Genomic DNA, 17,323 nt, shown 5'->3' on the forward strand with positions numbered 1-17,323 from the left:
GCTAGAATGCGGGCCGCTCGGCAAGGCGGCCCCAGCCGGTGCGCCCTGTCCGCTCCGGCCGCGCACCGCGACTTCGGCGCCCGGCCCCGCGGCTATTTCTTCTCGCTGAAGAGGTGGTTGACGAGGTCGTCGGGCCAGCCGGCGCTGATCACGCGGTCCTTGCCTCCGGCGCGAAGCACGATCTCGGCCTTGCGCACGGCGGCTTTGTCGGTGGCGCGACGCGTGTAACTGAACTCGCCCGCCGCCCGCCACACCGGCTGACCCTGCAAGTGGTCCTTCGCCGCGTCTTGCACCTCCTCCACTTCCCCGCTGGCGAGCGTGAGCACCGCCACGGCGCCGTTGAAATCGCCGAAGAGCACCTGCTTCTCGTCCGGGCTCACTTCGAAGAAGGCGAGCGACTTCGGCAGATTGGCTTCGCGCTTGCGCGGCACCAGACGCCCCAGCGTGGCCTGGCGGGCCGGGTCCAGTGCGAACAACTGTTCGCGAGTCTCCCCGAAGTCCTCCGCGGCGATCGGCAGGCTCAGTTCGACGCCGTTGAACAGGATGCGGCCATCGCGCAGGCAGCGCACGCGCACCCGATCGGAGAACAGAAAACCCGCGAGTTCGCGCAGCTCCGGTTTCTCGATCCAACCGCCAGCCGCGTCGAACACCGGCCGCTGCACCAGCGTGCCGAGTCGCAACTGATCGCGCTCCGCGCCCGAGTTCGCCTGGACATAGGCCACGTCGCGCCCGTCCGCGGTCCAATCCGGATAAGCCGCGACACGCGCCGCGATCAACTCCGCGCCCGCCGACGAGTCCAAGCGCGCGACCCACAACTGGAGTTCGTCGTCCGCCTGTCCCGGCAACGCGTAACCCGGCGTGGCCACGAAGGCGACCGCGCGATCGCCCGCCGCCACGCGGACTTCCTCGATCTCGCCCGCACCGCCAAAAAGCGTGGCGTCCCACACCAGCGATTCGGCTTCAATCTTCGCGAGCGCCAGCACGTGCGCATCGACTTGCACGGACTGCCACATCTTCCACGCATCCGGATCGAGTTGGGCGCGCACGTCCGACCCATGTCGGTCGCGGAGGTAGATTTGCCACAACGACGTCTCGGTCTTCTCGACTTTCTCGACGCGCAACTTCGCCAACGTATCCGTCGGCGATTTTTGCCACAGCTCCTCAACGCTCGCCGCGAGCTTGCCGGCACGTTCTGCACCGAGGAGCCGCGCCGCTTCGTCCCACGTGCCTGCGCGGATGCGGCGCGCGATGACGAGCTGGCGCGAATCGCCGAGCCACGCCGCGCGGTAGGCGCCCGGCGCGAGCAAGGAGGACAAGCGCCCGTCCCCGTCGGTCAGATAAAGTCCTTCCGGGGCGAAAACGACCGCACGACGCCCGTCGGGCGACCACAGAATGTTCTTCTCCAAACATCCCGCCAAAAGCAGGAGCACCGCCACCAACGGCAGGGCGCAGAGCCGGCGGACGCCGGCGAACAGGGCAATGGTCTTCATGGTTTTTCCTCCGAAATCGAATGGGCGCGAGCAGGCAGCCAACGCGGCGCCGGCAGCCCGGCCGCCCCGCCGGCTGGGCGGGCCGCGGGCTGCAGCAACTCCGCCGTGCGACGCGACGCCGACCAAAAGCGCGTGGCTGGCACCGCGCGCTCGTGGGGCGTCTCGCTCGCGACGGCCCCCGCGGACGCGGCGACCTGAGCCGGCACGCGCTCCGGTGCACGCAGCGTCAAACCCACGCCGGTTCCCACTGACAAGCCGACGACGATCGCAGCGGCCAGGCGCAGCCATTCACCGCCAAACGCACGCCCCACGCGCGGGACCGCGACGGGCGCGGGCGCGAAGGGCCGGAGCGGCGGCAGTGATTCCGGCGCACGCACCGACACGGCGGCGCGGGCCAGTTGCATTGTCGCGTGCAGCTCAGCCGCCCGCGCGGCGGCAATCGGATCGCGCGCGAGGTGTTCCTCCAGCAAAGCGGCCACCTCCGGGGCGAGTTCTCCGGCGGCGCGATCGATGAGCAGGCAGTCGAGTTCTTCGGATTTCATGGGCGCGTGGGTGAAGGGGGATTGAGAGTGGCGCGCAGCGAGTGCACGGCGGCGTGCAGCCGGGAGCGCACGGTGCCGATCGGGATCTCCAGTGCCTCGGCGATTTTCTCGTAGCTGAGGTCGTGGCGCAGTTTCAGCAAGAGCGTCTCGCGCTGCGCCGGCGGCAACTGCGCGACCGCTTCCCGCATGTCGGCCAGCCGGGCATCCTCGACCTCGCCGACCAAAGGCTCGTCGTCGGTCAACGCCACGGCGACCTGCGAGCGCCGCAACGCATCGTGTCCGACGTGCCGCGCGATGCCGAAGAGATACGCGCGCGGTGAGAGCGCGGCAGTCAACCGTTCCGGATTTTGCAGCGCTCGCGCAAAGGTTTCCTGCAACAGATCCTCCGCCTGCGGCGCCAGCGTCGGTCGGCCGCGAAAGTAGGCGAGCAAGTTCGCGCCCGTCTCCCGGTAGAGAGCCTCGAGTTGGCGGTGCGAAGGGTTCATCGAACGGGAGCGCAAAACGGTGTGCCTTTCTACCCCACTAACTCGCAAAAGACGGTCCGAAAGTTCGCCCGCGCGCGAAAAAAAACTGCCCGACGGACCGCCGTTGCGAACGCCCTGCCCGCCCCTTCCGTCAGCGCGCGCCGCGATCAGCCACCAGGCGATCCACTTGCGCGCACACTTCCTCGACGGTGATCAAGTCCATCGCCCGCGCATCGTGCACGCGCTGGTGCCAGCCAGGTTGACTCGTGCCGAGGAATTGTCGCGCAGCGTCCGCGTAGCGATCCACGCAATAGCGCTGCTCCGGCCACGGTCCGGTCAACGCCGACCGCGCCACCGCGTAAAGTCCCACAACCGGCGTGCCCACCGCCGCGGCCAGATGCACCGGTCCCGTGTCCGGCGCGAGCAGTCCTTCGGCGCCAGCGAGCACCGCCGCGAGCGTGCGCACGGAGGTGCGGCCCGCGAGATTGAGCGCCGGCACCGAGTTGTCGTTCAACCGCACGGCGACCGCGTCGGTCAACGCTTTCTCGCTCGGACTCGCGCCGCCCGTCAGCACGACGCGCCAACCGGCCATGCGCGCGACATGCTGCGCGACGGCCGCGTAGCGTTCGGCGCGCCAGTTGCGCTCCGGTTTGCTCGCGGCCGGATTGATCACGAAGTATTTCCCCTCGCCCACCAGCGCGCGCGCCGCCGCGTGGTCGGTCGAGCCGAGCGGCAGCACGAGACTCCGCACGTAATTTTCCGGCGCGACGCCGAGCGCGCCGGCGAACGCCAGGAAACCCTCCGCGAGGTGCTCGTCGCGATATGGCACGCGCTCGTTGACGAACAGCCCGTGCAGGTCGCGACCGCGCCGCGCGTCGAAACCGATCTTGCGCGCCGCCGGCACGCACGCGTGCACGAGGTTGGCGCGGAAGCTCGCCTGCGCCGCGAGCAACACGTCGAAGTCGCGCCCGCGCAGCGTCCGGCGCAGCGCGAGGTAGTCGCCGGGCTTCATCGGACGCGGCACGGTGACGAACTCCACGCCATCGAGGCCGAGGAGCAGCTCGCGCGTGATGCCGCTCGTTATCCAAGTGACCGTCGCGTTCGGAAAATTCTTTCGCAGCGTTTGCACGAGCGCCGTCGCAAGCACGACATCGCCAAGCGCCGAGAGGCGCACGAGACAAATGCGGCGCGGGGCGGCGGGCGGTTGCACTCAGCTCGTCCGACCGGACGGAAACGGCACGCGCGCGGGGCCGCTCTCGGCTTCCATGCGACGCTTGAGGCGCGCAAACACGTCGCGCGCGGCGAGCAGGCGCAGATCGCCGACCGGCGCCTGGATGTAGAAATTCGATGTGCTCGTCAGCGGATACGGCCCGGACAACCGCGGATCGGTCGGACCGAAAATGCCGAGCGTCTTCACACCCAGCGCGGCGGCGAGTTGGAGCGGACCGGTGTCATTCGAGATCACCCACTCGGCGTGCGTGATGAGCGCCGCGAGCGAGTTGAGGCTGGTGTTGCCCGTGAGGTTGACGAACGCACCGTCGGGGAACGCCTCCTTGCAAGGCAGGTAGTGCGAGCCGGCCCACACGACCTTGCGGCCGGCCTCGCGCACGAGCAGCGACGAGAGCTGCGCGAACTCCGGCCAGCGTTTGTCGTCGCGGCGGCTCTCGGGAAACATGAGCACCGGACGCAGGCCGTTGCGCTTCTCCATGAACGAGAGGTTCAGCTTGCCGAAATCGCGGAAATGCAGCGGGCCGTGCAGCTCGGGCTGGGCGTCGACCGCCACGAGGAACTGCAGCAGCGTCTCCAGCGGGTGATGCGGGCCGGGCGTCGGCGCGGCGATTTTCTCCGAATAGAAAAACGTGGCGCCCTCGCGCGCGTCGGCGCGGCCGAGCTTTCGCTTCGCGTGCGTCCACTTCACCATCAAGCCGGAGCGAATCAGGCCCTGGAAATCCATCACGACGTCGAACTGCCGCGCACGCACCTCGCGCATGAGCTGAAAAAATCCGCGCACGCCGCCGAGCCGCCGGAACACGAAGATCTGGTCCACCACGCTGCTCGAGCGCACGAGCGGGGCGAAGACGTCGCGCACGATCCACGACACGCGCCAGTCGGGCTGTTGGGCCTTCAGCGACGCCGTGACTTGCAAGCCGTGCACGATGTCGGCGAGCGAGGCGGGTTGGATGATGAGCAGTTCGCGCATGGAGCCGGTGGAGAAATTCCTTTCAACCACCCGCGAGTTAGGTTTCATCCGACTTCGCCGAAGGCAAATTCAATCACCTTGAGCCGGAAAAATTTGAGGCAATTTAGCGCATTCGACCATCGGCCCGCCCGACATGGTTAAGCTCGCGCTCCAACTCGCGGGCTGGGTCCTCGCTCACCTGCCTCTCGCGGCGCTCCGCGCGCTCACCTGGCTGGTCGCAGTCGCGTTCTACTACCTCGTGCCGAGCCGCCGCCGGCTCATGCACGCGAACCTGCACCACGCGTTCCCCGAACGCTCGTCGGATTGGCGGCGCGCGACCGCCCGCGAATGCATCCGGCGCTTCGTCGAGACGGCGTTCTACTCGCTCGCCACCCCGTATCTGAGCGCCGCGCGCGTGCGTGAGATCGTGCGTGGCACCGACTCGCTCCGCGCCGCGTTCGCCACCCACCGCGCGCAGCCGCAAGCCACGCTGTTCTGCTCGCCGCACTTCGCGCACTGGGAGGCGCAGACGGCGCTCTCGCTCCTCGTCGACGGGCCGTTCCCCGAGTTCGCCTCGATCTTCCGGCCGATCGACAACCCGTCCGCGGACGAGTTCATCCGCCAAACGCGCGAACGCTTCGGCATGCGCCTGCTGTCGCGCAAACAGGGCTTTCAGGAGGCGGTGAAAATCCTCCGCCGCCACGGCTTCATCGGCATCCTGCACGACCAGAACGCCGGCGACCAAGGCGCGCTCACGCTCCTCTTCGACCGCGTCTGCTCCACCACCGAGCTGCCCGGGCTTCTCGCCACGAAGTTCAACGCCGCGGTCTACGTCATCTACCCGCGCTACCTCGGCTTCTGGCGCGTCGAGCTGCACGTCGAGCGCATCGCGCATGAAGGCACGCCGGAGGGCGTGACGATCGCGCTCAACCGCTGGCTCGAGGACAAACTCCGCGCGGACGACAACCAATGCACCTCGTGGCTCTGGGGTCACCAACGCTGGAAAAACCAGGACGCGCCGCACGCGCGCTTCCGCCTCGCGCAGAAGCGTAACTTCCTCGCCGACGAACTCCGCCTGCGCGGCCTCGCCGCCCTGCCCCGCCGCACGCGCCTGTGGGTGCGTCTGCCCAACTGGCTCGGCGACGTCGTCATGGCGCTGCCGCTGCTCCGCGCGATCCGCGCCGCGCGGCCGGACGCCGAGATCACATTCATCGCCAAAGCGGCCTACCTGCCCCTCCTCGAAAAACTCTCCCTCGCCGACCGTCATCGCGCGCTTCCAAAGACCGGCGGCCTCGCCTACTTCGCGGAGTTCCGCCGCGCCCGCGAGGAATTTCCCGACTGCTACCTGCTCTTCACGAACTCCCAGCGCGGCGACCTCGAGGCGTGGTGCACCGGCGCGCGCCAGCGCTTCGGCCTCGTGCGGCGCGGCCACCCGCGTCCGCTGCTCACGCACCGTTTCGAGCTACCCGCCGACTACGACGAAGCGCAGAACCACCAGCTCGCGCTCTGGACGGATTTCCTCCGGCGCTTCGGCCTCGAGCAGCCCGCGGACTTATCGCCGCTGCAGCTCTCAGCTCTCAGCCCTCAGCTCTCAGCTTCTTCACCCATTGGTCTGATTTGCGGTTCGGAAAACACGCCCGAGAAGCGCTGGCCCGTGGAGCATTGGCGCGCGCTGATCGCTGCGTTGCCCGAGCGAAAATTCGCGCTCTTCGGCACGCCGAACGACCGCGCCATCACCGACGCCGTCGCCGCCGGCTTCGGCGAGCGCGTGGAAAATCTCGCCGGCAAGACGGGCCTCGTGGAGTTCGCCGGACGCCTCCAATCCTGCGCGCTCCTCGTCGCCAACGACACCGGCGGCATGCACCTCGCCAATGCGCTCGGCGTGCCGGTCATCGGTCTCTTCGGCCCGACGAATCCCGTGCGCACCGGCCCCGTGTTCGACGCGCCCCGCACGCTGCTCCAACCGCCCGGCTGCCCGCCGACCGGCGGCGGTTCGCTCGCCGACCTCACGCCGGAGACGGTCGTCGCTGCCGTCCGCGATCAACTCTCAGCTCTGGACTCTGGACTCTAAGCTCTCGGCTTCCTCGCCTTGCCTCTACTCGACGTCACCGATCTCCGCACTCATTTCCACACGCGCAGCGGAGTCTACCGCGCCGTGGACGGCGTGAGCTTCGCCATCGAGCGCGGCGAGACGCTCGGCATCGTCGGCGAATCCGGCTCGGGCAAATCCGTCACCTGCTACTCGCTCATGGGCCTCGTCCCGCAGCCGCCCGGACGCATCGCCGGCGGCCGCGCGCTGTTCGACGGCATCGACCTGCTGCATTGCACGCCCGCCGAAGCGCGCGCCATCCGCGGGAAGCGCATCGCGATGATCTTCCAGGACCCGATGACCTCGCTGAATCCCTACCTGCGGATCGGCGAACAGATCATCGAGCCGCTGCTCATTCACGAAAAAATCAGCCGCGCCGACGCGCTCGCCCGCGCCCGCGCGATGCTCGACGAAGTCGGCATCAACGAGCCCGACCGCCGCCTCCAGCAATACCCGCACGAATTCTCCGGCGGCATGCGCCAGCGCGTGATGATCGCGATGGCGTTGATCACGAACCCCGAGCTGCTCATCGCCGACGAGCCCACCACCGCGCTCGACGTGACGGTGCAGGCGCAGATTCTCGAGCTGATCAAAAAGCTCCAGCGCCAGCACGGCATGGCGGTGATTTTCATCACGCACGACCTCGCGGTCGTCTCCGGCCTCTGCGACCGCGTGCAAGTGATGTATGCCGGCCGCATCGTCGAGCGCGCGCCGACCCGCACGCTCTTCACCGCGCCGAGTCATCCCTACACGCAGGCGCTGCAACGCTCGATCCCCGCGCTCCAGCCAAAGGGCGAGGCGCTCTACACGATTCCCGGCCTGCCGCCCGATCTCTCGAAACCGCTCGCCGGTTGCCCGTTCGCCCCGCGCTGCCCGCACGCGGTCGATTATTGCCACCGCGAACCGGTCACGTTGCTACCCGTGCGCGCCGAACAGGAAAGCGCCTGCCTGCGCGTGCAGCGCGGGGAACTCCAGCCATGAGCGAAGCTCTCCTCGAACTCCGCGACGTGCGAACCCACTTCCCGGTCGAGTCCGGCTTCCTGCTGCGCAAACAGACCGGCGTCGTGAAAGCCGTGGACGGCGTCTCGCTCGCCATCGCGCGCGGCGAGGTCGTCGGCCTCGTGGGCGAGTCCGGCTGCGGCAAATCCACCCTCGCCCGCACGATCATGCAGCTCGTGCCGACGACCGGCGGCAGCGTGATCCTCGACGGCAAGAACCTGACCACCGCCTCCGCGTCCGAGGTGAAGGCCGCGCGCCGCGGCATGCAGATGGTTTTCCAAGATCCGTTCGCATCGCTCAATCCGCGCATGACGGTGTTCGACGCGCTCGCCGAGCCGCTGCGCGTGCACGCGGTCTGTCCGCCCGCCGAGATTCCCGCGCGCGTCGGGCGGTTGATGGAGCTCGTTGGACTCGCTGCCCGCTACGCGCGGAAATACCCGCATGAGTTCTCCGGCGGACAGCGCCAGCGCATCGCCATCGCGCGCGCACTCGCCCTCGAGCCCCAGCTCATTATCGCCGACGAGCCGGTCTCGGCGCTCGATGTTTCGATCCAAGCGCAGATTCTCAATCTCCTCGCCGCGCTCGTGCGGCAGATGAACCTCACGCTGCTGTTCATCGCGCACGATCTCTCCGTGGTGAAACACATCAGCGACCGCGTCGCGGTGATGTATCTCGGCAAGATCGTCGAGCTCGGGCCCGCCGCCGCGGTCATCGACCACCCGCGGCATCCCTACACGCGCGCCCTGATCAGCGCGATTCCCACCGTGCGCCCCGAGGACGGGCGCGAGCGCATCGTGCTCGCCGGCGATCCGCCCTCGCCGATGAATCCGCCCCGCGGCTGCACGTTTCATCCGCGCTGTCCCTATGTCCGCGAGCAATGCCTCGCCACTCTGCCGCCGCTCCGTCCGGCCGACCCGGGTCATACAGCCGCCTGCGTGCGCCTCGATGAAATCGGCTGAGGCGGCCCGGCGTCTTTCCCTCCGATGCACACCTCCCGCTCGCTGTCCCGTTGGATGAGACTCGCCACGCTCGCCCTCGCGCTTGTCGGCGCGTCGGTGCTGCGCGCCGAAGCCCCGGCCGCCGCGCCGCAGAAGTTCGAACCCGCCATCTTCAAGCGCGCTGCGGCCTGGGTCGGTGAACTCGGCCTGACCGATCCCGCTCAGGCGGAGCGCGTCCGCACCGTCATTGCCACGCACCTCACCGCGGTCCGCGACTGGCACAACGCCCATCCCTACACCACCGTGCCCGAGGGTGTGAACCCCGCAACCGGCAAACCGCTCAGCAAACTCGACCGCGAGATGATCGCCGACGGCGCGATGCCCAAGACCGTCCACGCCGCGCTGATGGCCGGCCTGCGCGCCGACCTGACCGAGGCGCAGGTCGAGGCGATCCTCGACAAATACACGATCGGCAAGGTCGCCTTCACCCTCAAGGGCTACCACGCGATCGTGCCCGACCTCACCGCCGAGGAGGAAAAAGTGATTCTCGGCTTCCTGAAACAGGCGCGCGAAGAGGCCGTCGACTACAAGAGCATGCCGCAGATCTCCGCCATCTTCGAAATCTACAAGACGAAGTCCGAGCAGTATCTGATCTCGCGGGGCCGCGACTGGAAGGCCCTGTTCCGCGCCTACGTTCAGAAGGTCCAGGCGGAAAAAGCCGCGAAGCAGGCCGCGCCGCCGGCAGCGCCCGCGAAAACCAACTGACAGGCCGTTGTCAGGGGACCCGGCTAAACTCGGCGCCATGAAAACCGATCCCCTTGCCGCCCGTCGGGAATCGCTGCGCGAGCTGCGCACGATTCCGGGCATCGGCCCGAGCCTCGCGCTCGATCTCTACTCCCTCGGCATCCGCCGGGTCGCCGATCTCAAAGCCAAGGACCCCGAGAAGCTCTACCGCCAGCTGGAGCAGCTGACCGCATCGAAGCAGGACCGCTGCGTGCTCTACACCTTCCGCTGCGCGGTCTACTTCGCGAAGACGAAGCGCCCGCGCCCGGAAAAGTTGCTCTGGTGGAATTGGCAGGACGTGTAGAGATTTTATTCGCCCATTTCTCACCGTGTTGCGACAAGTGCGATGTGGATCCAACGAGGCAAATCCGGTTTCTTTATCCACCGCTCATTTGTTTGGGTTATCTGCTATGGCTTTTGCTTTCGAATGCCCGGACTGCCGAGGTCTTTTCCCAAGTTTTCCGCGACGCGCCAACGCCAACAATCACTTTTGTGGGAACGCTGGTTGCTGGTGGTGTTGTCGTAGTGGTCATCGGGTTTATTTTGGGCACGTTCACTTACTCGGTAATGCGACTGCTCTCGTTGCTGCGCGGGATCAAAAGCCACCGCCCCTCCGAATGGATTGGATGGCAAACACATGAAGCGTGGTTCAGCGAAGACGATGCGAACGATATCTGGAGAAGATCCGTCGGGCTTTGGGCTGACCTAAAGAAACGAGATATCCATTTGGCAACCGTTCGCCTCGACTTCGCGTTGATTGACGAACGAGTCCACCAGTGGATTGAAAGGCGATGGAACGCGTTCAATATCTCGCTCAATACCGTTATTGGAATTTTGCTGGTAAAAGGTGGCGCGCAGTATTTCGCCCCATCGTTGCCTCGTCCAAATTTGTGGGCGGAAACAGGGTGGGCTCTGGTGGCGATGTTTCTGATTAATGCGTTTCTTGCATTCAAAGACTCTGGAAGAATGCTGGTATTTTGCTCCCAACTCCCCGAGGAAAAGAAAACTCGTTAAGGCGGCATTCCGATCTGCCGCAGCGCCTCGTAGGCGGCCACACCGGCGGCGGTCGACAGATTGAGCGAGCGCAGTTCGCCGTTCGCGTGCGGGATTTTCAGCCGCCGGTCGTCGCCGAACTCCGCATGCAGCCACTCCGGCACGCCGGCGCCTTCGTTGCCCATCACGAGGCCGTCGCCGTCGGCGAATTTCACTTCCCAGAAAGTGCGCGTCGCATGCGTCGTGAACAGCCACAAACGCTGCGGCGCGGCCGGGCTGGCCTTGAAGGTTTCCCAGTTCTCGTGCTGGTGCACGTCGAGCGAATACCAGTAGTCCATGCCCGCGCGGCGGAGGTTCGCGTCGGTGATTTTGAAACCGAGCGGATGAATGAGGTGCAGGCGCGACTTCGTCACGGCACACATGCGGCCGATGTTGCCGGTGTTGGGCGCGATTTGAGGTTGGAAAAGGACGACGTGGAGCATGGCGCGGCGAGCGGATTTAGGCTGGCCAGCCCCGGGCGCATATTCCATCCCATTGTGACCCGGCGCCCGGGCCTGGGACCGCCGCGCCAACCCCATGCAGCCCGCGTCTTCGTCCTCGCCCAGTTCGCAGTCGGCCGCCGTGTCCGACAGTGGCGCACCGTTTGGCCTCGGCGTCATGCTGCTCGACGACGAGGTGGCCTACATCGACTTGCTCCAGCAGCTGCTCGTCGAACACCTCGCGTGCCCGGTGCACAGTTTCTCGCGGCCCGCAGCGGCGCTCGCCGCGCTGCCCACGCTGAACATCGGACTGATCGTCACCGACTATCACATGCCGGGCATGGACGGGCTGGAATTTCTCGCCGCGGTCCAAGCGATCAGGCCGCACCTGCCCGCGGTCATGATTACCGCGCACGAGATCGAGTTGGGCGTCGGACGCGCCGCCCGCGTGCCGACGCTGAAGGCGGTCGTGCGGAAGCCGTTCAAGTGGACGGTGCTCGCGGAAGAGATCAACCGCTACTGGACCGGCTCGCGTCCGCCCTTCCCGTTCAACCGCTGAGCGCCGCGCCGCGAAATGAAAAAGCCCGCCTCGCGGCGGGCTTCGTTTTTGCGGGAGCAGTTAAAGAGCGCGCTCAGTTCGCCGCGCCGCCGGTGTAGTAGAGCGCGAAGGCGAACTTGTCGGCGGTTTCCTCGATCTGCTTCGAGATCGGTTTGCCCGCGCCGTGGCCGGCGTTCGTCTCGATGCGGATGAACATCGGGAGCGGATTCGCGGGGTTCGCCGCTTGGAGCGCCGCGGCGTATTTGAACGAGTGGCCCGGATGCACGCGGTCGTCGTGGTCGCCGGTGGTCACCATGATCGCCGGATAACGGACGCCGGGCTTCACGTTGTGCACAGGCGAGTAACCCTTGAGGTAGGCGGCCATCTCGGCGGAGTCGTCGACCGAGCCGTAGTCGCTCGCCCACGCCCAACCGATGGTGAATTTCTGGAAGCGCGTCATGTCCATCACGCCGACCGCGGGGAACGCGACCTTCGCGAGATCGGGGCGCTGGTTGACCACGGCGCCGATGAGCAGGCCGCCGTTCGAACCGCCGCTGATCACGAGCTTGTCGTGCGAAGTGTATTGCTGCGCGACGAGGTAGTCGCCGGCGGCGATGAAGTCGTCGAACACGTTCTGCTTTTTCGTCTTCGTGCCGGCGAGGTGCCACTCGCGGCCGTATTCGCCGCCGCCGCGCAGGTTGGCCACGGCGTAGATGCCGCCGAGTTCCATCCAGGCGAGGTTCGACGTGGAGAACGACGGGAGCATCGAGATGTTGAAGCCGCCGTAAGCGTAGAGGAGCGTCGGGTGCGAGCCGTCGAGTTTGATGCCCTTGCGATGCGTGATGAACATCGGGACCTTCGTGCCGTCCTTCGACGTGTAGAACACCTGCTTCGTCTCGTAGACGCTCGGGTCGAACGCGACTTTCGGCGCTTGGAAGACTTCGACTTTGCCCGTGGCGAGGTCGGCGCGGAAGTTCGTCGTCGGATACGTGAACGAGGTGAACGAGAAGAACATATCGCTCTCGTCCTCGCGGCCGCTGATGCCGGCGACGTTGCCGATGCCGGGCAGCGCGATGTTGCCGAGCGAGGCGCCGTCCTTCGCGAACACTGCGAGCACGCTCTTGGCGTCCTGCATGTAGTTCACGACGAACTTTCCGCCGATGTAGGCGGCGCTGGAGATGACGTCCTTCGATTCGGGGACGAGCGTCTTCCAGTTGGCGCGGTCGGGATTCTTGAGGTCGATCGCGATGACCTTGTTGCGCGGCGCGTCGAGGTCGGTGAGCAGGTAGAGCGTCGAGCCGTCGTTGCCGATGACGTTGTAGCTCGCCTCGAGCACGTCGATGAGGCGGACGACCTCGCCTTGCACGTGCGGCTTCTTCGGGTCCTGGAGATCGAGGTAATAGAGACGATTGCGCGGATCGGTGCCCTCGGAAACGTTGATGAGCAGGTAGCGGCCGTCCTCGGTGACGCCGCCGCCGAGGCCCCACTTCGGTTGATCCGGACGCTCGTAGACGAGGAGATCGTCGGCCTGCTTCGTGCCGATGCGATGGAAATAGATCTTCTGGTTCGAGAGGTCGCTGAAGACCTGGTTGCCCTCGCGGCGCGGCTCGGGGTAGCGCGAGTAGAAGAAGCCCGAACTGTCCTTCGCCCAGCTGAAGCCGGAGAACTTCACCCAATTGATCACGTCCTCGGTATCCTGGCCGGTCGCGAGATCGCGCACGCGAAACTCGTTCCAATCCGAACCGGCGCGCGCGATGCCGTAGCCGACCCACTTGCCGTCCTCGGAAGGCGCGATGGCGGACAGCGCGACGGTGCCGTCCTTCGACATCGTGTTCGGGTCGATCACCAAGCGGCCTTCCGCAGTGAGCGAGTCCTTCACGAACAGCGGCGACTGGTTCTGCAGGCCGGAGTTGTAGGTGTAGAAATAGCGGCCGCCCGTCTTGCCGGGCAGGCTGTAGCGCGGGAAGTTCAACAGCTCCTGCAGGCGCTGCTTGATCGCGTCGCGCTTCGGCAGGTTTTTCAGGAAATCGAACGTGACTTTGTTCTGCGCGCCGACCCACGCCTTGGTGTCGGCGGAGTCGACATCTTCGAGCCAACGGAACGGGTCCGTGATTTTGACACCATGCACCTCGTCGACTTGGTCGACGGTTTTGCTGGCGGGGTATTCGAACTGGGCGGCGAGTGCCAAGACGGGCGTAGCCGCGAGGGTAACCAGAGCCTTCAACTTCATGCGGCCAAGGCAATGCACGGTCGCGCCCGGCGCAAGCCGAAGAGGCTGATTGCTCCCTTCGGACCAACGAAGCGGTCGTTTTGCAGGATGAACGGACAAAAAAGGCGACGCCCGCGCGTCGCCTTCGCTCCGGAATCGTGGTGCGCCGGTCAGTTCCTGCCCCAGCCCGCGAAGTGCGCGCCGAAGCCCATGCGCAGCGCCCAATCCGCGATCGTCTTCGAGACCGGCGACGTGCCGCTCGAGCCGCCGTGGCCGGCGTTGGCCTCGATGTGAATCAGGATCGGACCGCTGTTCGCCGCCGCGCCGGCCTGCGCCGCCGCGGTGTATTTGTAGGAATGCGCGGGGTAGACGCGATCGTCGTGGTCGCCGGTCGTGACGAGCACCGCGGGATATTTCGCGCCGATCTTCACGGTGTGCAGCGGCGAATAGGCACGCAGGTAGGCGAAGCCCTCGGGCGTGTCCGAGTTGCCGTAGTCGCTCGCCCACGCGGCACCGACAGTGAATTTGTGATAGCGCAACATATCCATCACGCCGACCGCAGGCACGGCCGCGGCGCAGAGGTCAGGGCGCTGGTTCACGACCGCACCGAGCAGCAGGCCGCCGTTGGAACGGCCGTCGAGCACGAGCTTATTGTGCGAGGTGTAGCCGTTCGCGCAGAGCCAGTCGGCCGCGGCGATGAAGTCGTCGAACACGTTTTGCTTCCGCTCCTTCGTGCCCGCTTTGTGCCACTCTTCGCCGTATTCGCCGCCGCCGCGCATGTTCACCATCGCATAGACGCCGCCGCGCTCGATCCAGACGAGCGGCGGCACGGCGAACGACGGCTTGAGCGAGACGTTGAAACCGCCGTAGCCGTAGAGCCAACCGGCCGCGGAGCCGTCGAGCTTGAGGCCCTTCTTGTGGACGAGGAACAGCGGGATCTTCGTGCCGTCCTTCGACGGATAAAACACCTGCTTCACCTCGTAGGCCGAGAGTTCGAAGCCAACCTTCGTCTCCGAAAAGGTCTCGGTCTTGCCGCTGCCGAGATCGTGCCGCAGCACCGTGCCGGGCGCGAGGAACGACGCGAAGCCCACGAACAGCTCGGGGCTCTTGAACTTGCCCGAGACACTCGTGACCGAGCCGAGACCCGGCAACGCAATCTCGCCCGCGGCTTTGCCGTCGAGTTCGAAGAGCGCGATGCGGTTCGCCGCGTCGTGCATGTAAGTCGCGACGATCTTGCCGGCGGAGATACGAACGCCCTCCAGCGTGTCCTTCGACTCGGGCACGATCGTCTTCGCCGCCGCGACACCCGCGTCGAGGTCGACCGCGATCACCTTGCCGCGAGGCGCGCCGGCGTTGGTGGAGAAATAGAGCGTGCGGCCCACGTTGCCGATGAAGCCGTAGCTCGAGACGAAATCGTCCACGAGCTTCACGACCGCGCCGCCGAGCTGCGGGGCGTGGCCATCCACGAGATCAATGTAGTAGACCGAGTTGCCGAGCTTGCCGGGCTGCGTGACGCCGATGACGAGGTAGCGGCCATCCGACGAGACTTGTCCGCCGAAGCCCCACTCCGGGTGCTCAGGGATCGCGAAGATCAACGGGTCATCGCTCTGCGCCGTGCCCACGCGGTGGTAGTGCAACTTGCGGTTCTCGATCTTGGAAAAAACCTTCGCGTTGCCGCCCGGAGGCTCCGGCAGGCGCGTGTAGAAAAAGCCCTTCGCGTCGTGCGACCAGCTCATGCCGGAAAACTTCACCCACTTGATCTGGTCTGGCGCGTCCTGACTCGTCGCGATGTCGCGCAGATAAAACTCGTTCCAATCCGATCCGGCGCGCGCGAGACCGTAGCCGAGCCACTTGCCGTCCGGCGAAGGCGACGTGACGGTGACCGCCACGGTGCCGTCGGCCGCGAGCGTGTTCGGATCGATCAGCACGCGCGGCGTGCCGGCGAGACCTTCCTGCACGAACAGCGGCGACTGGTTCTGCAGGCCGTCGTTGCGGGTGAAGAAATACCAGTTGCCCTCCTTGAACGGCACGCCGGCGCGCGGGAAGTTCCACAGTTCGGTCAGGCGGCGACGCACCTGATCCACCTCGGGCATCTGCGCGAGTTGCGCGTCGGTGAATTCGTTCTGCGCCTTCACCCACGCCTTCGTGTCCGCGGAGTCAATGTCCTCGAGCCAGCGATACGGATCGGCGACCTTGGTGCCGTGATAGTCGTCGACGTGCTCGACGGTCTTGCTGACGGGATAATTCGCGGCGAGTGCCAGCGCAGGCACCAGCGCCGCCAACGGGGTAAGAGCGGTGAGTCGCATCCGGCGGACAAAAACGGAAAGCCGCGCGCCCGCAAGCCCGCGCCCCGAGTTTGCGACGAACGCGCAACCGGCGAAAAACCGCACGAACTTCCGCCCGACACCGACATTGCACGGAACCAACGGTTCCTCGCCGCGCACACACAGACATGCCCGCCACGTCCGGCCATGCTCGCGACCACCGCTTCGACTCGTTGCGGGGCCTGCTGATCGTGCTGATGGCCACGAACCACATCGAATCGGACTTGCACGTGGCGACGGACCAAGCGCTCGGCTTCGTCGGCCCGGTCGAAGGATTCGTCTTCCTGTCCGGCCTCGCCGCCGGCTGGCTGTATGCGCGCCACATGCTCGAGCGTGGATTCGCCGGCGCGTGCGCCACGACCGCGGGACAGGCGGGAACGGTTTATCGCACCCATTTGCTAACCTACTTCGGCGCGCTCGCCTGGACGCTGTTCTACACGTTCCAGACCCGCCATGTGTCGCCGTCTTTGCCGCCATGGTTCGCCGCGGAGCCGCTCAACTCCGTCTGGCTCGGCCTCACCCTGCTCTACCAGCCGAGCCTGCTCGACCTTCTCCCGCTGTATTGCGTCTTCCTGCTCGCGCTTCCGTGGGTGCTGCGCGCCTGCCTGAGTGGCCGCGGATACGTCGTGCTCGCGCTGAGTTTTCTCGCGTGGGCGCTGACCCAATCCGCCTCCGGCGGCATCGTTGCGTGGGGCGGACGGATCGAGCTCGGCGCGTTTCATCCGCTCGCATGGCAATTGCCCTTCGTCGTCGGCGCGGTCCTCGGCGCGCACAAGGCGATGGGCGTGCGCCTGCTCGAGCCGCGCGTCTGGCCGCTCGCGCTGGCTTTCGCGGCGGCGGTGCTGCTGTGGCTCGTGCGGCACGGCGTGGTGCCGGCCCCCTTCCCCGGCGAACAACTGGCGGTGCTCACCCACGCGAACACGCTCGGCGCGCTGCGGCTGGCCAACTTCGCGCTCGTCGCCTACCTCGTCGCGAGCGCCGCCCAGGTTTTCCCGCGCGCCTTCGAATGGCGCGCGTTCGCGATCGTCGGCGAATCCGCGCTGCCGGCCTTCGCCGCGCAGTGCCTCGTAGCCATCGTGATCGGCACCTACCCGGAGCTCTTCGCGACGACGACGCTCGGACGCGCGGTCGGCACGGCGGCGATGCTCGGGATCGTGTTCGGCGTCGCCGGCATCAACCACTGGCGACGCACCCGCCGCATCGAAGCGGCGATCGCGCGGCTGCTCCGCACTCCCGCGCCCAAGCCTCCACCGCGCGACCTCGCGCACGCGGCACCGCGCTGATTTTCGCGGCTTT

General features: G+C 66.6%; 16 protein-coding genes. 8 read left to right on the forward strand and 8 right to left on the reverse strand.

Annotated features, from left to right (window positions below):
- Positions 1-92: 92 nt before the first annotated feature.
- The 5 genes from HZA32_01345 to HZA32_01365 all read right to left on the reverse strand — a co-directional run bounded on the left by HZA32_01345 (position 93) and on the right by HZA32_01365 (position 4,696).
- Positions 93-1,490: a hypothetical protein gene (locus HZA32_01345; protein ID MBI5422699.1), complete on the reverse strand. Its 1,398-nt coding sequence runs from the start codon at positions 1,488-1,490 to the stop codon at positions 93-95.
- The gene (locus HZA32_01350) at positions 1,487-2,032 is read right to left on the reverse strand and encodes a hypothetical protein (GenBank protein ID MBI5422700.1); all 546 of its coding nucleotides are present in this window, start codon (positions 2,030-2,032) and stop codon (positions 1,487-1,489) included. Before HZA32_01350 ends, HZA32_01345 begins: the two co-directional genes overlap by 4 nt.
- On the reverse strand, positions 2,029-2,517 hold the full coding sequence (locus HZA32_01355; GenBank protein MBI5422701.1) for an RNA polymerase sigma factor: 489 nt from the start codon (positions 2,515-2,517) through the stop codon (positions 2,029-2,031). Before HZA32_01355 ends, HZA32_01350 begins: the two co-directional genes overlap by 4 nt.
- A gap of 130 nt (positions 2,518-2,647) precedes the next feature.
- A complete protein-coding gene (locus HZA32_01360) occupies positions 2,648-3,670 on the reverse strand; it encodes a glycosyltransferase family 9 protein (protein MBI5422702.1) in 1,023 nt (340 codons plus the stop codon).
- A 36-nt stretch (positions 3,671-3,706) separates the two neighbouring features.
- Complete coding sequence (locus HZA32_01365) at positions 3,707-4,696, reverse strand: glycosyltransferase family 9 protein (protein ID MBI5422703.1); 990 nt, start codon at positions 4,694-4,696, stop codon at positions 3,707-3,709.
- A 133-nt stretch (positions 4,697-4,829) separates the two neighbouring features.
- Here HZA32_01365 and HZA32_01370 point away from each other — a divergent pair, with 133 nt between their 5' ends.
- Genes HZA32_01370 through HZA32_01395 form a run of 6 tightly spaced genes read left to right on the forward strand, consistent with a single transcriptional unit; the run spans position 4,830 to position 10,498 of the window.
- Positions 4,830-6,746 (forward strand): hypothetical protein, encoded by a 1,917-nt coding sequence (locus HZA32_01370; GenBank protein ID MBI5422704.1) that lies wholly within the window; start codon positions 4,830-4,832, stop codon positions 6,744-6,746.
- Positions 6,747-6,764: 18 nt separating this feature from the next.
- Positions 6,765-7,745: an ABC transporter ATP-binding protein gene (locus HZA32_01375; protein MBI5422705.1), complete on the forward strand. Its 981-nt coding sequence runs from the start codon at positions 6,765-6,767 to the stop codon at positions 7,743-7,745.
- The gene (locus tag HZA32_01380) at positions 7,742-8,722 is read left to right on the forward strand and encodes an ATP-binding cassette domain-containing protein (protein ID MBI5422706.1); all 981 of its coding nucleotides are present in this window, start codon (positions 7,742-7,744) and stop codon (positions 8,720-8,722) included. The genes HZA32_01375 and HZA32_01380 overlap by 4 nt, the downstream gene beginning before the upstream one ends.
- 24 nt (positions 8,723-8,746) lie before the next feature.
- A complete protein-coding gene (locus HZA32_01385; GenBank protein ID MBI5422707.1) occupies positions 8,747-9,466 on the forward strand; it encodes a DUF3826 domain-containing protein in 720 nt (239 codons plus the stop codon).
- Between the two features lie 37 nt (positions 9,467-9,503).
- Entirely contained in the window at positions 9,504-9,788 is a 285-nt protein-coding gene (locus HZA32_01390) for a helix-hairpin-helix domain-containing protein (GenBank protein MBI5422708.1), read from the forward strand.
- Complete coding sequence (locus tag HZA32_01395) at positions 9,767-10,498, forward strand: hypothetical protein (GenBank protein MBI5422709.1); 732 nt, start codon at positions 9,767-9,769, stop codon at positions 10,496-10,498. Before HZA32_01390 ends, HZA32_01395 begins: the two co-directional genes overlap by 22 nt.
- On the opposite strand, the gene HZA32_01400 is transcribed toward HZA32_01395, so the two are convergent.
- The gene (locus tag HZA32_01400; GenBank protein ID MBI5422710.1) at positions 10,495-10,959 is read right to left on the reverse strand and encodes a tRNA (cytidine(34)-2'-O)-methyltransferase; all 465 of its coding nucleotides are present in this window, start codon (positions 10,957-10,959) and stop codon (positions 10,495-10,497) included. The two genes, HZA32_01395 and HZA32_01400, sit on opposite strands and share 4 nt — an antisense overlap.
- Positions 10,960-11,053: 94 nt before the next feature.
- On the opposite strand from HZA32_01400, the gene HZA32_01405 reads away from it, so the two are divergent.
- Positions 11,054-11,515, forward strand: a complete 462-nt coding sequence (locus HZA32_01405; GenBank protein ID MBI5422711.1) for a response regulator — start codon at positions 11,054-11,056, stop codon at positions 11,513-11,515.
- A gap of 73 nt (positions 11,516-11,588) precedes the next feature.
- On the opposite strand, the gene HZA32_01410 is transcribed toward HZA32_01405, so the two are convergent.
- A complete protein-coding gene (locus HZA32_01410; GenBank protein MBI5422712.1) occupies positions 11,589-13,724 on the reverse strand; it encodes a S9 family peptidase in 2,136 nt (711 codons plus the stop codon).
- A gap of 149 nt (positions 13,725-13,873) precedes the next feature.
- Complete coding sequence (locus tag HZA32_01415) at positions 13,874-16,009, reverse strand: S9 family peptidase (GenBank protein ID MBI5422713.1); 2,136 nt, start codon at positions 16,007-16,009, stop codon at positions 13,874-13,876.
- A gap of 146 nt (positions 16,010-16,155) precedes the next feature.
- On the opposite strand from HZA32_01415, the gene opgC reads away from it, so the two are divergent.
- Positions 16,156-17,310: an OpgC domain-containing protein gene (gene opgC / locus HZA32_01420; protein ID MBI5422714.1), complete on the forward strand. Its 1,155-nt coding sequence runs from the start codon at positions 16,156-16,158 to the stop codon at positions 17,308-17,310.
- Positions 17,311-17,323: the final 13 nt, after the last annotated feature.

Source organism: Opitutia bacterium (assembly GCA_016217545.1).
Taxonomy (GTDB): Bacteria; Verrucomicrobiota; Verrucomicrobiia; order Opitutales; family Opitutaceae; genus Didemnitutus.